The sequence below is a fragment of the Salisediminibacterium beveridgei genome, assembly GCF_001721685.1.
GTDB classification, from domain to species: Bacteria; Bacillota; Bacilli; order Bacillales; family Salisediminibacteriaceae; genus Salisediminibacterium; species Salisediminibacterium beveridgei.
Genome location: NZ_CP012502.1, coordinates 2914789 through 2931015, shown reverse-complemented (window position 1 = coordinate 2931015; position 16227 = coordinate 2914789). Strand labels below are relative to the sequence as shown.

At 44.9% G+C, this 16227-nt stretch carries 5 protein-coding genes and 1 riboswitch; of the genes, 3 read left to right on the top strand and 2 right to left on the bottom strand.

From position 1 onward, the window contains the following. Positions 1–24: 24 nt before the first annotated feature. The gene (locus tag BBEV_RS13715; RefSeq protein WP_084007405.1) at positions 25–1929 is read right to left on the bottom strand and encodes a sigma-54-dependent Fis family transcriptional regulator; all 1905 of its coding nucleotides are present in this window, start codon (positions 1927–1929) and stop codon (positions 25–27) included. A gap of 188 nt (positions 1930–2117) precedes the next feature. Here BBEV_RS13715 and BBEV_RS13710 point away from each other — a divergent pair, with 188 nt between their 5' ends. Both BBEV_RS13710 and BBEV_RS13705 read left to right on the top strand, forming a co-directional pair. Then, complete coding sequence (locus BBEV_RS13710) at positions 2118–2867, top strand: DUF3270 family protein (protein WP_232318191.1); 750 nt, start codon at positions 2118–2120, stop codon at positions 2865–2867. 78 nt (positions 2868–2945) lie between these two features. Beyond that, on the top strand, positions 2946–4079 hold the full coding sequence (locus BBEV_RS13705) for a response regulator (protein WP_069365981.1): 1134 nt from the start codon (positions 2946–2948) through the stop codon (positions 4077–4079). Positions 4080–4199: 120 nt separating this feature from the next. Here the strand turns inward: BBEV_RS13705 and BBEV_RS13700 are convergent, their stop codons facing one another. Next, complete coding sequence (locus tag BBEV_RS13700) at positions 4200–7223, bottom strand: hybrid sensor histidine kinase/response regulator (protein ID WP_069365980.1); 3024 nt, start codon at positions 7221–7223, stop codon at positions 4200–4202. A 236-nt stretch (positions 7224–7459) separates the two neighbouring features. Then, a riboswitch (cyclic di-GMP riboswitch) is annotated at positions 7460–7543 on the top strand. A gap of 248 nt (positions 7544–7791) precedes the next feature. Here BBEV_RS13700 and BBEV_RS13695 point away from each other — a divergent pair. Further along, positions 7792–16224 (top strand): Cna B-type domain-containing protein, encoded by an 8433-nt coding sequence (locus BBEV_RS13695; protein ID WP_069365979.1) that lies wholly within the window; start codon positions 7792–7794, stop codon positions 16222–16224. Positions 16225–16227 lie beyond the last annotated feature (3 nt).

Sequence of the window (16227 nt, the reverse complement as noted above, 5' to 3'; positions counted from 1 at the left end):
TGAGAATGATTTTTAACAGTCTTTTCAGATCAGGCTGTATTTGTTGAGTTTCCGATAGAACGTGCTGCGGGGCATACCGGTTAACGACATCGCTTTTCCCCGGTTACCGTGTGCTTCCTTCAATGCGTGGAGGAGTGTTTCTTTTTCAATCTGTTCTGCATAGGATAGCTGATTTTCTGCATCATTTTTTTCATTGATCAGGTATTCAGGGTTGTTCATGTTCGTTTGAACAGGGGCTGGTGTCCGGATTCCCTCATGGTCCGGCGAACCGATGACCTGACGGATGGTTGAAGGATCAGGAAGTGAGTCAGGATAATAAATCCTTAACCTGTCCAATGAGAGAATCAGCTGGCGGATGTTACCTGGCCAGGTGTATGCCATCCATTCATCCATGACAGGTTTCGGCCAATGCACATGCCATTCGTGACGGCGTTTGTACCATTGAATGAAGGCCGGGATATCCTCCTGGCGGTCCCGTAATGCAGGAAGATGAAGTGGGAAGGCATAGAGACGGTAAAACAAATCTTCCCGGAATGACCCTTCCCGGACCAGTGTGACCAAATCCCGGTTCGTCGCAGTGATAATCCTGACGTCGCAACTTCTGACTTCATTTGTCCCGACAGGCATAAAGCGCTGTTCATCCAGCACTTTCAAAAGTGCAACCTGCATGGCAGGGGAGAGTTCGCCGACTTCATCGAGAAACAGTGTGCCTTGATCTGCCTCAACGAATTTTCCGATGTAGCCGGTTTTTCTGGCACCTGTAAATGCCCCTGGGGCGTAGCCGAAAAGTTCACTTGCAATCAGGCTTTCAGGAATTGCACCGCAGTTCAGTTCGACAAACGGTTTTTCGGCCCTTTTACTGTTGTCGTGGAGTGCTCGTGCAATCATGTCTTTACCGGTTCCGGTTTCCCCGGATAAGTGCACGGGTACGTCAGCGTCTGCGAGGCATGCAGCCTGGTCCAGAACTTGAGCAAAGACTTCACTCACACCTGTGACTCCGGGAAATTGAAAGCGCACTTTTTTTATCTGCCTGTTAAACTTCTCAATGACATGTTTTCGAAGAAAAACCTGGTGACCGATTTGCCGGCCCTCTCTCTCGGAGAAGACGGGAATTTTCATGGTGATGGTATGGCCGGTTTCAGCGAGCAGTGTATCGAGTTGAATGGTCTGATCCCGGTAATCAGTCAAGTCGTACAATGAGGCGTGGATGTAAATCACCCGCCCATCAGCGCAGGTGAGGACATAGGATTCAAAAGCATCGTCTTGCATCAGTGCTTTTGAAATCAGTTCAAGTTCATCTTCTTTCTGGCGCTTTTGCCATTCGTATTCTATAGCATAGGCTGAAGCGGCTACAGCACCGAGTGTGTGTTCATGTTTACATGTTCCCACCCGGCTTGACACATTGAGCACACCGAGAAGCGAACCATCATCCTTTCTTATCGGTGCAGCAGAACAGACCCAATTCTGCGAGGCAACAGCAAAGTGTTCCGGACCGTAAACAGTGATCGGCTCTTTGGTGCGAAGCGTCGTCCCGATGGCATTGGTCCCTACCTGCTCTTCGGTCCAGCGGATTCCTTCGACAAAGTTGATTTCCATAGCATGTCTGAGTGTTTCTTCTTCACCCATCACCTTTAAAACATACCCTTCCGGATCAATTAAGAGCAAAATGGATCTTGTCCCCTTGAAAAGGTATTGGAGGTTTTGCAAGAAAGGTAAAGACATGTCCAGCAGTTCATGGTTTTGTTTTTTCTTTTCGTTCAATTCTTCCAGACTGAGAAGGGTCGAACCCTTTCCATTATAAGGATCAACGCCTGCCTCACGGCAAAATGACCAGGACTCGACAATGCGACGCCTGAGCCTCGTTTCGTCGACAGTTCCCTCTTTAAGAAAGCGCTCCCATACCTGCTTACTGATATTCTGCTCGATCACGTGGAACACCACCCTTATGAAAAAGTGTTATCAGGTTCTGTGCAATGAACAGGCAGCGGCATCCTCAACGTTTTGGCAATAAAGTCACCGTTCGTATCGTTGTTTCTTTATTATAGCATGACAAAGGTTGATTCAGAATATTCTGTCGGAATATTGTCGATTTCAATTCGAGTGCCGGATGGTGTAAAATGACAGAAGGAGCAGGGAAGAAGACTGGGGATGAAGACATGAATATGGTTTCTTTTTTTATCGGTATCGTATTTATCCTATTACACTTGTTTGCGAATAAATTACTTCCGACAGAACGGATCAAGCGGTTGCTGTGGTTTTCTTTCTCCGGTGGACTTGCGGTTTCCTATGTATTCGTTTACCTGTTGCCGACACTTCACCAGGAACAGGCGGCAATTGATGATAAATACCGGGCACTTACGATGGAATCGGAAATTTATATCATCGGCTTAATCGGTGTTGTCAGCTTTCTGCTCATCCAGGTGATCGTTCGCCGTCATGATGTCAGCAGACGCTCCTCCTTTTATACCGCGGTGGCCTTTTATACAATCTACAATGCCATGATCTCCTTTACGGTTTTGTCTGCTGATATTGCCGGAGTGCAGGCGGTCTTTTACAGTTTCGCCATCGGTCTGCATATCATTGCAGTTGCCCACGACATGTACCGTGAATTCCCGGTGGAGTATACACATAACGGGCGATATATCATGGCAGGCGGTATCGTTGCCGGCTGGGTTTTCGCATTGACGATAGAGCTCGATTCGTTGATGAAAGCGATCATTTTTGCGATTATTTCCGGTGCGATGATTTTCAACGTCTTTAAAAATGAACTGCCCCATGAACGGGAGATCCATTTTCCGACGTTTGCGATCGGTGTGTTTGCTTATACGGTTGTGACAATTTCATTGAAGTTCTTTTTTGAATGGTAAGGTTTTTAAACAGTTGTCATGGTAAATAAAGAGATGTATGATTCAGGGATTAAATCTAATATACGAGGGTGATCGGCCATGCGTGTAATGACAGTTGATGATGAAGTTCTGGCGCTTGATTATATCGAAAATCTGCTCATGAGGACGGACGAGGTAACGACTATTGAACGTACCCAGGATCCGGTAACCGCTTTGGAAAAAATCGCACAGGATCATTATGATGTAGTATTTCTCGATATAGAAATGCCTGGTATGAACGGTCTGGTTATGGCAGATCAGTTGACGGAAACCAGCCCAGCCACGGATATTGTGTTTGTAACAGCGCACCGGGAGTATGCCATTGAAGCATTTGAACTTGAAGCAATGGATTATCTGGTGAAACCGGTCCGTTTTGATCGTCTAAAAAAAACAATCGAGCGTCTCGTCCGAAACAAACGAAAGGAAGTTTCATTAAATATATCGGGAACAACGATAGAGATCAGTATACAGCATGCCATAAAAATCACGGATGAGAACAACAATGAGCATGAACTGAATTGGCGGACTGCAAAAGCGAGGGAACTGTTTTTGTATCTTCTGCATCATCAGAACAAAACCGTATCGAAAGCGGAAATCGTTGAAATGATCTGGAGTGGTGTGAGTGTGCAAAAAGCTTATTCACAACTGTATACGGCTGTGTATCATATCCGCAAAACCCTCTCTCCCTTTCATGAGCACTTGCAGCTGATCAACGTGGATGAAGGCTACAGACTGAAGGTTGAAAAGACGAACGTAGATATCTTCGAATGGAAGAAGGTGCTACTGGAAACTGAAGAATACATAGCCAATGGGAGCTCAAAAACGATTGAAACAAAGCTTGAACAATACGACGGTGACTATTTGGCATATAGTGATCTTGTATGGCCGGAAGAAGAGCGGGTCAATCATCAGTTGATCTGGCGCGAAAAAGCAATGGCACTGGCAATGCATTTTGAACAAAATCATCAATGGGACCGGGCATTACGCTGGTATACAAAAGTGCTCTATCGCAACCCATTGGACGAAGACGTGTATTTACTGCAGATGCAGGTACTTGCCAAGCTGCGACGACCTGATCAGGTTCATGAACAGTTCAAGCAATTGCAAACGGTTATGCATCATGAACTCGATGCATTACCGGACCCTGCGGTTTTATCATGGTATGAAGAATGGAAAAAAAGGACGGAGAACTGATCGGTCCAAAGACATTACCGTATCGCCGGAAAAGACGTATGGAGAGCGTCTTTTGGCGATACGTTTTTTGTATTTCATTTGAATGTTAACGTTTACTACGGGAATGAAGCTTTCGTTGCATTAACGAAGATTTCTTTTTGGCAAGGTTATGGTGATTCGAATACCGCCCCCTGGGTTGTCGGTGATGAGCAGGCCTTCGCCGTTTAAGGCTTTGATTCGGTCTTGGGTATTTTTCAGGCCAATTCCAGAAGCAGAAGTTTCTTCAAGCCGTTTTAGTAAATCGTCAGCTCTACCGGGCCCGTTATCGGAAATCACGATTTCGGCGTGCGTTTTATGGGAGCTGGCATAGAGCAGCACCGTTCCATTTCCCCGGTTCTTCAACGCACCGTGATTGACAGCATTCTCGACAAGGGTCTGAACGGCCAAGGGCGGGACGAGAATGTCTGCCTCATTTTTTATGTCGATCTCAGTCGCTAACTGGTCAGCAAAGCGCGTCTTTTGAATATACAGATAAGGGCGAATGAGGTTCATTTCTTCTTCAAGCGTGATGAAACCATCTTTTGACGGTGAACGGAAACTGTTTTTCAAATAATCACCGAATTCATAAAGCAGATCTACCATTTTGTCGGTATCATAATGGCCGAGAGATGCAATGGTGTTTAACGTATTATATAGAAAATGCGGCCGGATTTGCGACTGGAGCCAGGCAGCTTCGGTTTCAATCTGTTTGTAAACAGACTGCTTTAATTGTGTCAAAGTCGCAACTCTTGCTTTGAACTCCGCAAGCTCAAAAGGTTTACTGACATAGTCATTCGCTCCTGCCTGAAAACCTGCAGCGATGTCCGCCGGGTGATATCGTGCTGTCAAGAGAAGCACGGGCAGCTGAATCAGATCATATTCTTTACGAATGGCGGCGGTCAGTTCATAACCGGACATCTCCGGCATCATCACATCACTGATGACAAGATCGAAACGGCTTGTTTGAATGAGCTTCAAGGCCTCTTTGCCACTGAGTGCTTTCGTAATCGAATATTCATCCTCCAGGGCTTTTTCAAGGAGTTCGAGATTGCCGGCATCATCGTCTGAAATCAATATTCTGGAAAATTCAGCATCATTGACCTGATGCACCACAGGTTTTTTCGACCGTTCTGTCTCCTGTTCAAAAAGTGGTACGTGATTGATTTTTCCCCCCTCGGCTGCCGGCCAATGAATATGAACCTCGGTTCCACACTCTTCCCTGGATTCAATTTGCAATTTCCCCTCGTGCAGACCCGTCAACTCCCTGCTGATGTTGAGCCCGAGTCCCAGACCACCGCGGTCTGAACCATCCCCCTGTTCGTAAGGAATGAAGAGTCGTTCCTGATCAGCCTCTTGGATGCCGCTCCCCGTGTCAGCAATTATCAAATGTACCATGCCGGAAGATGGCAGGTGGCGGGCTGTGACACTGATTGAACCCTCTTTTGTGAATTTTACGGCATTGTGAAGCAGGTTATACAGGACCTGGAACAACCGTTCCTGATCCGCTAACAGAGGCGGCAGATCTTCAGGCAGGTCCGTTTTGAAGGTCACGAAGCGGCTGTCGAGCTGAAAGTGCAGAATATCCAGGATGGTTTGCACCATTGGATGAACAGCCACTGCTTCAGGCATCAGACGGACGCGGCTTTCTTTCAGCAACGTAAAATCACGTAAATCATCAAGAATGAATTTCATCTGCTGACCGATTTTACGGTTCAACAGGAGGTCATCTCGGATTGCTTCTTTCGGTTTGGCCTCCAATTGATTGAGGAGTGTGTCATTGACAGTCATAATACCGTGCAGCGGATTCCTCAGTTCATGGGCAGTGTTGGCAAGGAATCGATCTTTATTTTTCTCATTTTCGATAATGATATCCGCTTGTTTCCGATTTTCCCGGGTGATATCGACATGCTGTTTCAATACAAGTCCCATTAAGGCCATCATGGAAAAAATAAAGTCCATTGGATAGAACGGAAATTGCAAGACATTGAGTTTAATCAGCGCACCCCAAGTCATATTGGATGTATAGGCAATGAGAAAAATCAAAATAAAGTAGCCATAAACATTCCCTCTGCTAATCGAACGGATCGTAATGACCAGCATTGCGAGAGCAAAGACAAAGAATATCAGCATCACAGTGGACGTGAAATGTGTATAGCCGGCAATCGGGTACATCAGAGCCGTCATGGCAAGCAGAACGAAAAAAACAGCAATCGGACGAATGAATTTTTCGGATACATGAACCGTTCTTGCAATGATCAGAAACATGACAAAAAGCGTTAAAATAAATATGGTCAACAGCATTTTAAAATAATCCGGAAGCGAAACCGGAAGCATCACAAGTACTTCATCATCAATGAAGACACCGGTGGCGAAAAGTGACAGCATCAGGCCAAAAAGAAGCAAAAGCCTGGTTCGGGACTGCCTTTGAATGCCGAACAATATGAAGGCGTAGACTGCATGGAGGGCAAGGACCAGTCCGGCAGACAGCTGCAGTGCTTTTGATGCAAAAGACAGCGATGCCAAAGCATCGTCGGACCCGATCAACACGTCCCGTGCCATCCCGCCCCTGATTTCGATGGCATGATTTGAAACATGAATGACAAGCTCAAGTCGGCCATCTTCCGGTGGCGAGAGAGTTATATCAACCGGGCCATAGTCCATGCCCCGGTCACCGTATTCGTGATCAAGGTCATTTCTGGCATAGACGAGTTCCCCGTTGCTGTATATGGCTGCAGCGCTGTTGATTTCATAAAATCGGACGCCGAGATCCTTGTCCATATCTTCAGGCAGCTCGAGTTCCAAATAGTACGAACCTTCCCCAAGCAAAGTGTCTTCAGTATTCAGTAAAGTATGATCCCAAAGGGCTGGAACGGTTGTGGCATGAGAAAACGCCGGTGGATCTGCGGGATCAATGCGTTCATCCGGAAAAAATCCCCATTCCCCTTCGAGAGAATAATACTTGTTCCCTGAAAAATCAGCAGCCCTCATATCCAGAAATCCATTCTCTACAGAGGGGAAATTCTCCTCTGCAAAATAATAAATCCATGAAAAGCGAAGTCCGGTTAAAACGACAACGAGCAGGAGAATCAAAAAAAATATTTTTTTATTTGTCGACAGTTGCTCCATTGCAGAACCCTCATTTCAGATGAAAAAGAAAAAAACTTATCCGTTTATGCGATTTTGTAAAGAATTTGTAGAGGTTGTTTCTTTACAATAAATAATTTAAAGATCCAGACTGGATAGTCGTCAAAATCCAGGCTGCGTCACTGGATACGCATTTACTTTATCATATATTTAAGATGAACAGAATTTCAAAACGCAGCATGGGTTCAGTTTTTTTAGTGCTCCATTTTATGAAGTCAATCGAATCAGGAAGCAATGATGAAATGTTTTTAATTGGGCACTTTGACATTTCGGAGCGAGTAGTGCAACCGGCCAAATGAGAGTGTATATTTGGTCTTTTTTTGTATGCACCTGAACGTTTTGTTTCGTTTTAATTTAAATTGTTACAGAAGGTAAGCTTCCAATCAGTATTTTCTATAATGTCAAGATTTTGTAAAGAGTGAATCTTTATCATGGAAGTGACACCTTTTGAGGAGTAGATGCGATGCAAGATGAGCCATTCAATCCATTTAAATAGAATTGATTGTTAAATCAAAACAAGCTTAAATTTAATCTACGAGGAGTGTTAGACATGAAGAACAAATCGTTATTAGTATTACTGACGTTTGTCCTGCTGTTTCAAACGCTGACAAGCGGGATGTTTCTTGCAGGGGACGTAACAAACGAAAAGGATGATTCAGTCTTTACAGATGTACATATCATTAATGAAGACGGAGAGACGCCGGATCCTGATCCAGGTGAGAGTGAGGATGTTAACGTAACCTTGGAGTGGGACACTGAAACGGTTGACCTGACCGAAGAATACGAAGAATCTTTTGAACTTTCGGAGGAACTGTTGATTGACGAAACGATCACTGGAGAATTATTAACCAGCAATGCTCAAGATGAGGAAAAGAGCATCGGTACATATGAAGTGACTGAAGAAGGAAAATTGACAGCTACTTTCCATGCTTTTGAAGAAGATGATGAAAAAAATACAAAAGAAAGTGACAACGACTCTGGATCTGAGGAAGAGACGCAGGAGAGCACTGAGAAAGAAACGAAAGAGGAGTCAGAAGACATTGAAGAGCAAGAAAAGACTGGCGAGTCGTCAGAAGACCAAATAGAACAAGATGAAGAAACGAAGGAAAAGGAAGAAACAAACGAACAAAATAATGAAGAACAAACGCAAGCTTATTATCAAGGAACGATCAGTTTTGAAGCGGTTTATACAAAGGCTGCAGAAGAGGAAACTGAAGTGGAGTCAACGGAGCAAACTGAAGAAGCTGATGCTGCAGAAAAGGAAGCAAATGATCAAAACGAAGAGAAAGAAGAATCCGCGTCCTCCTCAACTGAGGAAACCGGTTCATTTGAAACCTTGAATGCTGACAACAAGATAACAGAGAATATCATTACGAATATCACTGTGAAAAAAGATGGTGAAACGCTGGAGGATGGAACAGAGCTTACACTCGAACAGCCGTTCAGTGGTACAAGTCTCGAACTGATTTATGATTTTAAATTACAGGATGGACACGGGTATGGTGATGGTGCGACTTATACCATAAACGTTCCCGAGATGTTTACCATCCCTCAGATCCCTGAATCCGCAGCTATGGAGCTAGCCAGAGGGGATGGAACCGTCTTTGGTGAATTTTATACAAGTGGGAACGACATTATCATTGTGTTTAACGAAACCATTGCCCAGGAATCAAATATTTCAGGAAACATTGAACTGACCGCCACTTTTGATGACGATTACGACGGTCCTGCGGAGGGAGATTCAATTGTTTTGCCGTTCGGTGAAGATGAATCCCTTGAATTCCCAATCTCGTTTAAACCTGATGAAAATGGTCTTGATAAGCAAGGGATTGGAAACAGAGGATACAATACTGAAACAATCACTTGGACAGTGGACGTGAATAAAAATCTTCAGGGCATAAACGATGCGGAGCTGACCGATGCCATTACAAAAGGGCAGCATTCGTTTGATGAAGACTCCTTTAAAATTTATGAACTGGATATGAATGCAGACGGATCATTTGAAGAGCCACCAGTTGAAGTAACCGAAGAAAAACTGAACAACGGTTTTACCCTTGATGTTCGTGACGAAGATTTCACACTGGCTATGGGGGACATTGATTCAGCGTACCGGATTGTTTACGAAACGCAAGTAAATGATCGGGTGGGAGAAGAATATAAAAACGGAGCAATATTAACAGGGGCAGATGACTTGGAACTTGAAACGGATGCGACCGTTGCCGTAACAAGAGGTGTGCCACTTGCTAAAGAGGCCACCGGATATGACGATGTCAGTCAGACCATCGACTGGGAAGTAAAATATAACTATGACGAAAAAGAAATTTCCCAGGAAGAAGCGAAATTAACCGATGTGTTTGGTGATGCGAACCAAACCTTAAACGAAGACTCTTTTGAAGTTTTCCTCGTATCCATTGATCCGGATACGGGTGAAGAAACAGGTGAGGTACTCTACACAGATTACTCGCTTACTGTTACGGAAAACGGATATGTGGTTGAATTTGATGAAGAGATTTCGGATGCATTTAAAATCAGATACCAGACTAATACAATCGACCGGGTTGATGAAGACGGAAATGTAACAAACGAAATTTCCGATGAATTTGACAACACGTCAGAAGGCAGCCAATCCATCGGTCAGGGAATTCTGATTAAAAATAATACAGACGCAGATTATCAGGAGAAAACCACCGACTGGTCTGTCACAATCAATCGTGACGAACAGCTGATGCAGAATACAGTCTTTGTGGATACACTGCCGGATGGCTTTACCTTTGATCAGGATTCCCTTTCTATCAGTGGATATTCCGGCGATTATGATGCTGCATACAATGCTGAAAACAATGAGGTCACGGTGACATTCAACGATGACATCACTGAACGGGTGACAATTTCGTATAAGACAGATATTGATTACAATTTGGTTGATCGGGATTCAAACGGAAGAATCCAAAGCGGATATTCCAATGATGCGTTAGTGGAATGGATTCCTGAAGGGGAAGAAAACACCGTCTCCAAAACTGGAAGTGCCACATTCAATCCGGATGAGTACACGAAAAATAACGGGTTCAAATTCGGCAGCTACAATGTGGCGGATAAAGAAATTACCTGGACGATTGGTGTGAACTATAACGAAGAAGACCTGGATAATGTGATCGTGAATGATCCCATATCAGGAAACCAGAATTTCGACATTGAAAATGTTGCGATTTATAAAATGAAAATGACTCCGGGAGCCAATGATTTTGAATTGGGTGACGAAGTTACTGATACTGATGAGGTTACAATCACATCCAAAACTGATCCGGCAGGATTCAATGTCAGTTTTGGGGACATCAGTGAAGGATTTGTCATTGTTTTTACAACTGATTTCGAAGGCCAAACCGTAGAAGAGAAGTACGAAAACACGGCCACAGTTGAAAGCGATAATCGTGAAGAGGCAACTCTTGAAGCATCGGTCAGTCCACGATTCGGTGGTGAATTTTCAACGAAGCAGGGCCGACAGAGTTCTGAGAACGGCCGGATTGTCAATTGGACCGTCAATGTGAATTTCAGTCAGTCGGAAATTGAGAATCTCGTGATCGAGGATACACCAAGTATCAATCAGACGATTTTGCAAGATACGCTGACGATTTATGAGACTACAGCGACTGAAGACGACATCAATAAAAATGAAGGAAGCGTGCTGACTGAGGGGACAGATTACGAAGTCATATACTCAGAAGATGAGGACGGCCAGGAATCGTATGAGATCAGCTTCATTGATGAGAAATCAACGATTGACCGGGCATATGTCCTTGAATATGATACGTATATCCTCTACGAAGGAGATGGCAGAATCGCCAACGACCTTTCCATCAGCGGTGAACAAGTTGCCGAGGATGAAGGAGGTTCGTCTGTTAACGAGGCGATCAGTTTCAACAATATTTCCGGAAGCATCACAGGAGAAGTAGGGGCTCTGGAAATTACAAAAGTCGATGCAGAAGAGAATGACACCTTACTTGAAGGGGCTGAATTCCATCTGTATGACGAATCCGGTGACGTATTGATCCGGACAGGAAAGACGGATGAAAATGGAGAACTCACATTTGTTAATCTTCTATACGGGGAGTATCAGGTAGTCGAAGTGAATGCGCCCGAAGGTTATGCCATTGACCGGACAGTCGGTGACACAAGAACTGCTGAGGTCAACGAGGGAGTTACCGGAATCACTGTGGAAAATTACGAAATCAAGCGTGATGTCCAGCTGACCAAAGTGGACGGAACAACCGATGAGACTCTTGAAGGTGTTGAATTTGAACTGTTTGATGCCGGAGATCAGTGGATCGGTTCGTTTACCACGGATGCTGATGGTGAAATCTATGTGGAAGATCTGGAACCCGGTGATTATTACTTCGAAGAAACACAGCCCGCTGAACACTATCAGGAAAACGCAAACCAATATCCATTCACGATTATTGATGAACACATTATCCTGGATATTGAAGCGGGAGCCCTGACAGTGGAGAATGAATTGATCCCTGGCAGTGCGTTCATGGAGAAGATCGATGCAGACAGGGTTTCCGGAGATAACCGTCTCCAAGGAGCCACGTTCCGTATTGTCAATATCGATGAGGATCCGGAAATTGATTTTGAACGCACGGTGACATCGGGAGTAGATGGTTTGATCGAAACGGGCGATTTACGTCCTGGGACATATACGATTGAAGAAGTTTCTCCACCGGATGGGTTTGAACTGTCCGATGAGAATGAACCAATTGAGTTTGAGATCGGACTCAGTCAGGAAGAACCAATTGAAATCCGTTCAGAGCCATTTGAGAACAATGTCAAAACAACGTCTGTTGAAATCACCAAAACGGACAGCATCAATGGACAGCTTCTTGAAGATACTGAATTTGAACTGACTTATTCTGATGGGGACTACGATCTTGATCCATCTCCTCAGACAGGGATAACAGATGAGAATGGAGTCGTTACATTTGATGATTTGAAGCCAGGGACATATGAAATCAAAGAATTAAAAGCTCCTGAAGGCTATATCGCATCGGAGGATCCGGTTGAAGTAACCGTTACTCTGGGTGATGTTCATAACGAACGGACAGTTGGCGTCAATGTGGAAAATGATCCATTTGCCAATCTTACTTTAACGAAGGTGGACTCAGAAACAAGTGCGCCACTGGCTGATGCCGTCTTTGCATTGGAAGATTCAAATGGCAACGAGATCGAAGGATTTGATGAACTGACAACAGATTCGAATGGTTACATCAGTATCACAGGACTGCCTGCAGGAGACTACCAGTTTCGGGAAGTGACTCCTCCCGATGGGTATACCATCCAGGAAGGTGGATTTGTATCGCACATCCTGACCGTGGACGATGAGGTCACTGAAACCGAAGTGCTTGATGTCGGTAATGTGGATAACGACATCATCAAAGGTTCTGTCAGACTGGTCAAAGCAGACGGGGAGTCCAACGAGAGACTTGAAAATGTTGAATTCACATTGAATGCGGTTGACCTGGTCAACGACGGGACATACAGCGAAACATCGCATACAACCGACAGCAACGGTGAAATCATTGTGGAAGATCTTCGACCAGGAAAGTATGAATTTGAAGAAGTTGCACCCCTTGATGGTTATCAGCCGCATTGGGGCAATATTGAATTCGAATTAAACTTCCCGCACGATGAAGAGCAGGTTGAAATCGACGTGGCTAATTATGAATTGGTGTCCATTGATGTGGATAAACAATGGAACGATGACGGAAATGAATCGAACCGGCCGGATGAAGTGACTGTTGAGCTCCTGCAAAATGGATCTTCCATAGGAATCAGAACTGAACTGACGCAGGAAAATAGCTGGAACTACACGTTTGAAGAGTTGGATGCGGTCGATTCCAATGGTGATTTCTATGAATACACTGTTGAAGAAGTGAATCCTGGAGAAGGGTATCAGATTCAGGGAACTATCGAAGGAACCCAGGAAGCTGGCTTCACGATTACAAATGTTGAAACAAGAGACCTGTCAGCGGAGAAAATTTGGCTTGATGATTCGGACCGCCTCGGGGAACGTCCTGATGAAGTGGAATTCCAGCTGCAAAGAGATGGAGACCCATTGGGTGAGCCTGTAGAAGTAAGTGGTCCGGAGTGGGAACATGAATTTACTGACTTACCAGTTTATGATCCAGACGGCGATGAGTATGATTATACCGTGGAGGAAACTTCACTTGTTGACAATTATGAATTTGTTGAAGTGAACGGGGATCAGGACAGCGGATATGATATTGTAAACCGCTTGACAGGAAATGTGGATATTCCAGTAACAAAAGAATGGAATGATACAGAAGATTCTGCTGACCGCCCTGCAAATATCGTCGTTGAAGTTTATCAAAAGCTTTATGATGAGACAGATTATCCGGAAGATGCATTCGATACAATGGTAATCAGCCCGGATAGTGAAGGCAATTGGGACGGTGAATTCAGTGGTCTTCCTGAGTTTGATGAACAGGGAAGAGAATTCAATTATGAAGTTGTGGAAGTTCCTGTTGATGGTTATGATTCTTCGGTCACTTCCGAGGAGGATCAAATCACCATTACCAATACCAGAAGTGGTGAAGTGGCAATCGAAGGGGAAAAATCCTGGCAGGACGATAATGAAGGTGACCGTCCGGACAGCATTATGGTGAATCTCCTGCAAAATCAGGCGGTCATCGATTCGGTGGAAGTCACTGCAGATGACGACTGGACCTACAGCTTTACGGAACTGCCGGAGTTTGACGAAAACGGCGAGGCCTATGAATACGCGATTACAGAACACGATGTGCCTGGCTATGCTGTCGAAATCGACGGCTATGACATTACGAATACCCGTTCCGAACAGCGGGATATTGAAGTGACGAAAGGCTGGCTTGATGACAACAATCCGGATCGTCCGGAGGACATTACAGTTACTTTGCTGGCAAACGGTGAAGCTTACGAAACCGTGAATGTAACGGAAGAAGACGGCTGGGTGTATGTGTTTGAAGACCTTGAGACCTATGATGAACAGGGTCAGGCGATTTCATACAGCGTCGAAGAGGAAGCAATCGATGGGTATGAGACGCAGATTGATGGATTCAATATCAATAACCTCCGTTCAGAGACAATGTCACTGGATGTCGATAAAAACTGGCTTGATGATGACAATGCGACAGATGTCAGACCGGATTTCATTGTCGTGGAATTGTTCAGAAGTGACGATCCGGATGCATCAATTGATACAAAAGTCATTCGGGCGAGTGATGATTGGACACACACGTTTACTGATCTTGAAAAGTTTGATGAGCAGGGAGCGGAGTACAGTTATGACATTGCTGAGCTTCCTGTAGCAGGCTACGAGGTCACTCAGTCACAGACAGATTCAGGTTTTGAACTCACCAACCTGAGAGAGGGATCCATCTCGATAGATGTGACGAAAGAGTGGAACGATGGGTCCGCCTTTGATGAGAGACCCGAAGAGATTACTGTGAATTTGTTCAGAAGTGATGACACGGAAACACCTTATGATTCAGCTGTCATCAAAGAGGATGACGGGTTATGGACCTATGCGTTTGAAGATCTGGATCAGTTTGATGATCAGGGCGTTGAATATCATTACACCGTTGAAGAAGAACCTGTAGCAAATTACCACGCAGAGCCGGTAACCGGAACGATGTCCGATGGTTTTGAATTGACAAATACGTTGCAAACCGATGTCGCGGTTGAGAAAAGCTGGCTCGACACCGAAGAAACAGAAGACAGACCTGATGCGATTACGGTGGATCTGCTTCGAAATGGTGAACATTATGATGAAGTGGTATTAGACGGTGACGTGAATTGGCAAGCTGTCTTTGAGAACCTGTCAAAGTATGATCCTGAAGGGCAGTTGTACGAATATACCGTGATGGAACGGGATCTCTCGGAAAGCTACGTGCTGGAAAGCATCGCTGGAGATGCAGAAGAAGGATATACCATCACCAATCTTCGAACCGGGGAAGTGGCAGTAGAAGGGGAGAAATCCTGGCAGGACGATAATGAAAGTGATCGTCCGGACAGCATCACGGTGAATCTCCTGCAAAATCAGTCGGTCATCGATTCGGTGGAAGTCACTGAAGATGACGACTGGATCTACAGCTTTACGGAACTGCCGGAGTTTGACGAAAACGGCGAGACCTATGAATACGCGATTACAGAACACGACGTGCCTGGCTATGCTGTCGAAATCGACGGCTATGACATCACGAATACCCGTTCCGAACAGCGGGATATTGAAGTGACGAAAGGCTGGCTCGATGACGACAATCCGGATCGTCCGGAGGACATTACAGTCATTTTGCTGGCCAACGGTGAAGCTTACGAAACCGTGAATGTAACGGAAGAAGACGGCTGGGTGTATGTGTTTGAAGACCTTGAGGCCTATGATGAACAGGGTCAGGCGATTTCATACAGCGTCGAAGAGGAAGCAATTGAAGGATATGAGACGCAGATTGACGGATTCAGTATCACCAATCTTCGCGTCGGGGAAACGGCAGTAACCGGGACAAAGACATGGGTAAATGATAATCAGGATGTAAGACCCGACAGTATTGATGTTCAGCTTTACCAAAATGGTGAACTGTATGAACAGATCCCTGTAAGTACAAATGACGATTGGACATTTGAGTTCAATCATCTTCCAGAATTTGATGAGCAGGGAGTCCGCTACGACTACTCGATTCAAGAGATTGACGTTCCGGATTATTCAGGTGAAGTGAGTGGTTATGACTTGATCAATACGTACGAACCGGAAAAACCGGTGATTGAAGAGCCTGATGAACCAGAAGAAGAAAAGGAACAACCGTCTGAGGAAAAAGGTGGCACGCTTCCATCAACAGCTACCAATCTGTTTATGTATCTTCTGGCTGGTGGTCTGTTCATTCTGACTGGTGTAACGTTATTGTTCATCAACCGCAGAAAACAGCGAAAGGTATGATGA

What these genes read in the sequence shown, in the direction of transcription:
- BBEV_RS13710 (WP_232318191.1), top strand. Translation starts at nt 2,118, where the DNA reads ATGACAGAAGGAGCAGGGAAGAAGACTGGGGATGAAGACATGAATATG.
- BBEV_RS13705 (WP_069365981.1), top strand. Translation starts at nt 2,946, where the DNA reads ATGCGTGTAATGACAGTTGATGATGAAGTTCTGGCGCTTGATTATATC.
- BBEV_RS13700 (WP_069365980.1), bottom strand. Translation starts at nt 7,223, where the DNA reads ATGGAGCAACTGTCGACAAATAAAAAAATATTTTTTTTGATTCTCCTG.
- BBEV_RS13695 (WP_069365979.1), top strand. Translation starts at nt 7,792, where the DNA reads ATGAAGAACAAATCGTTATTAGTATTACTGACGTTTGTCCTGCTGTTT.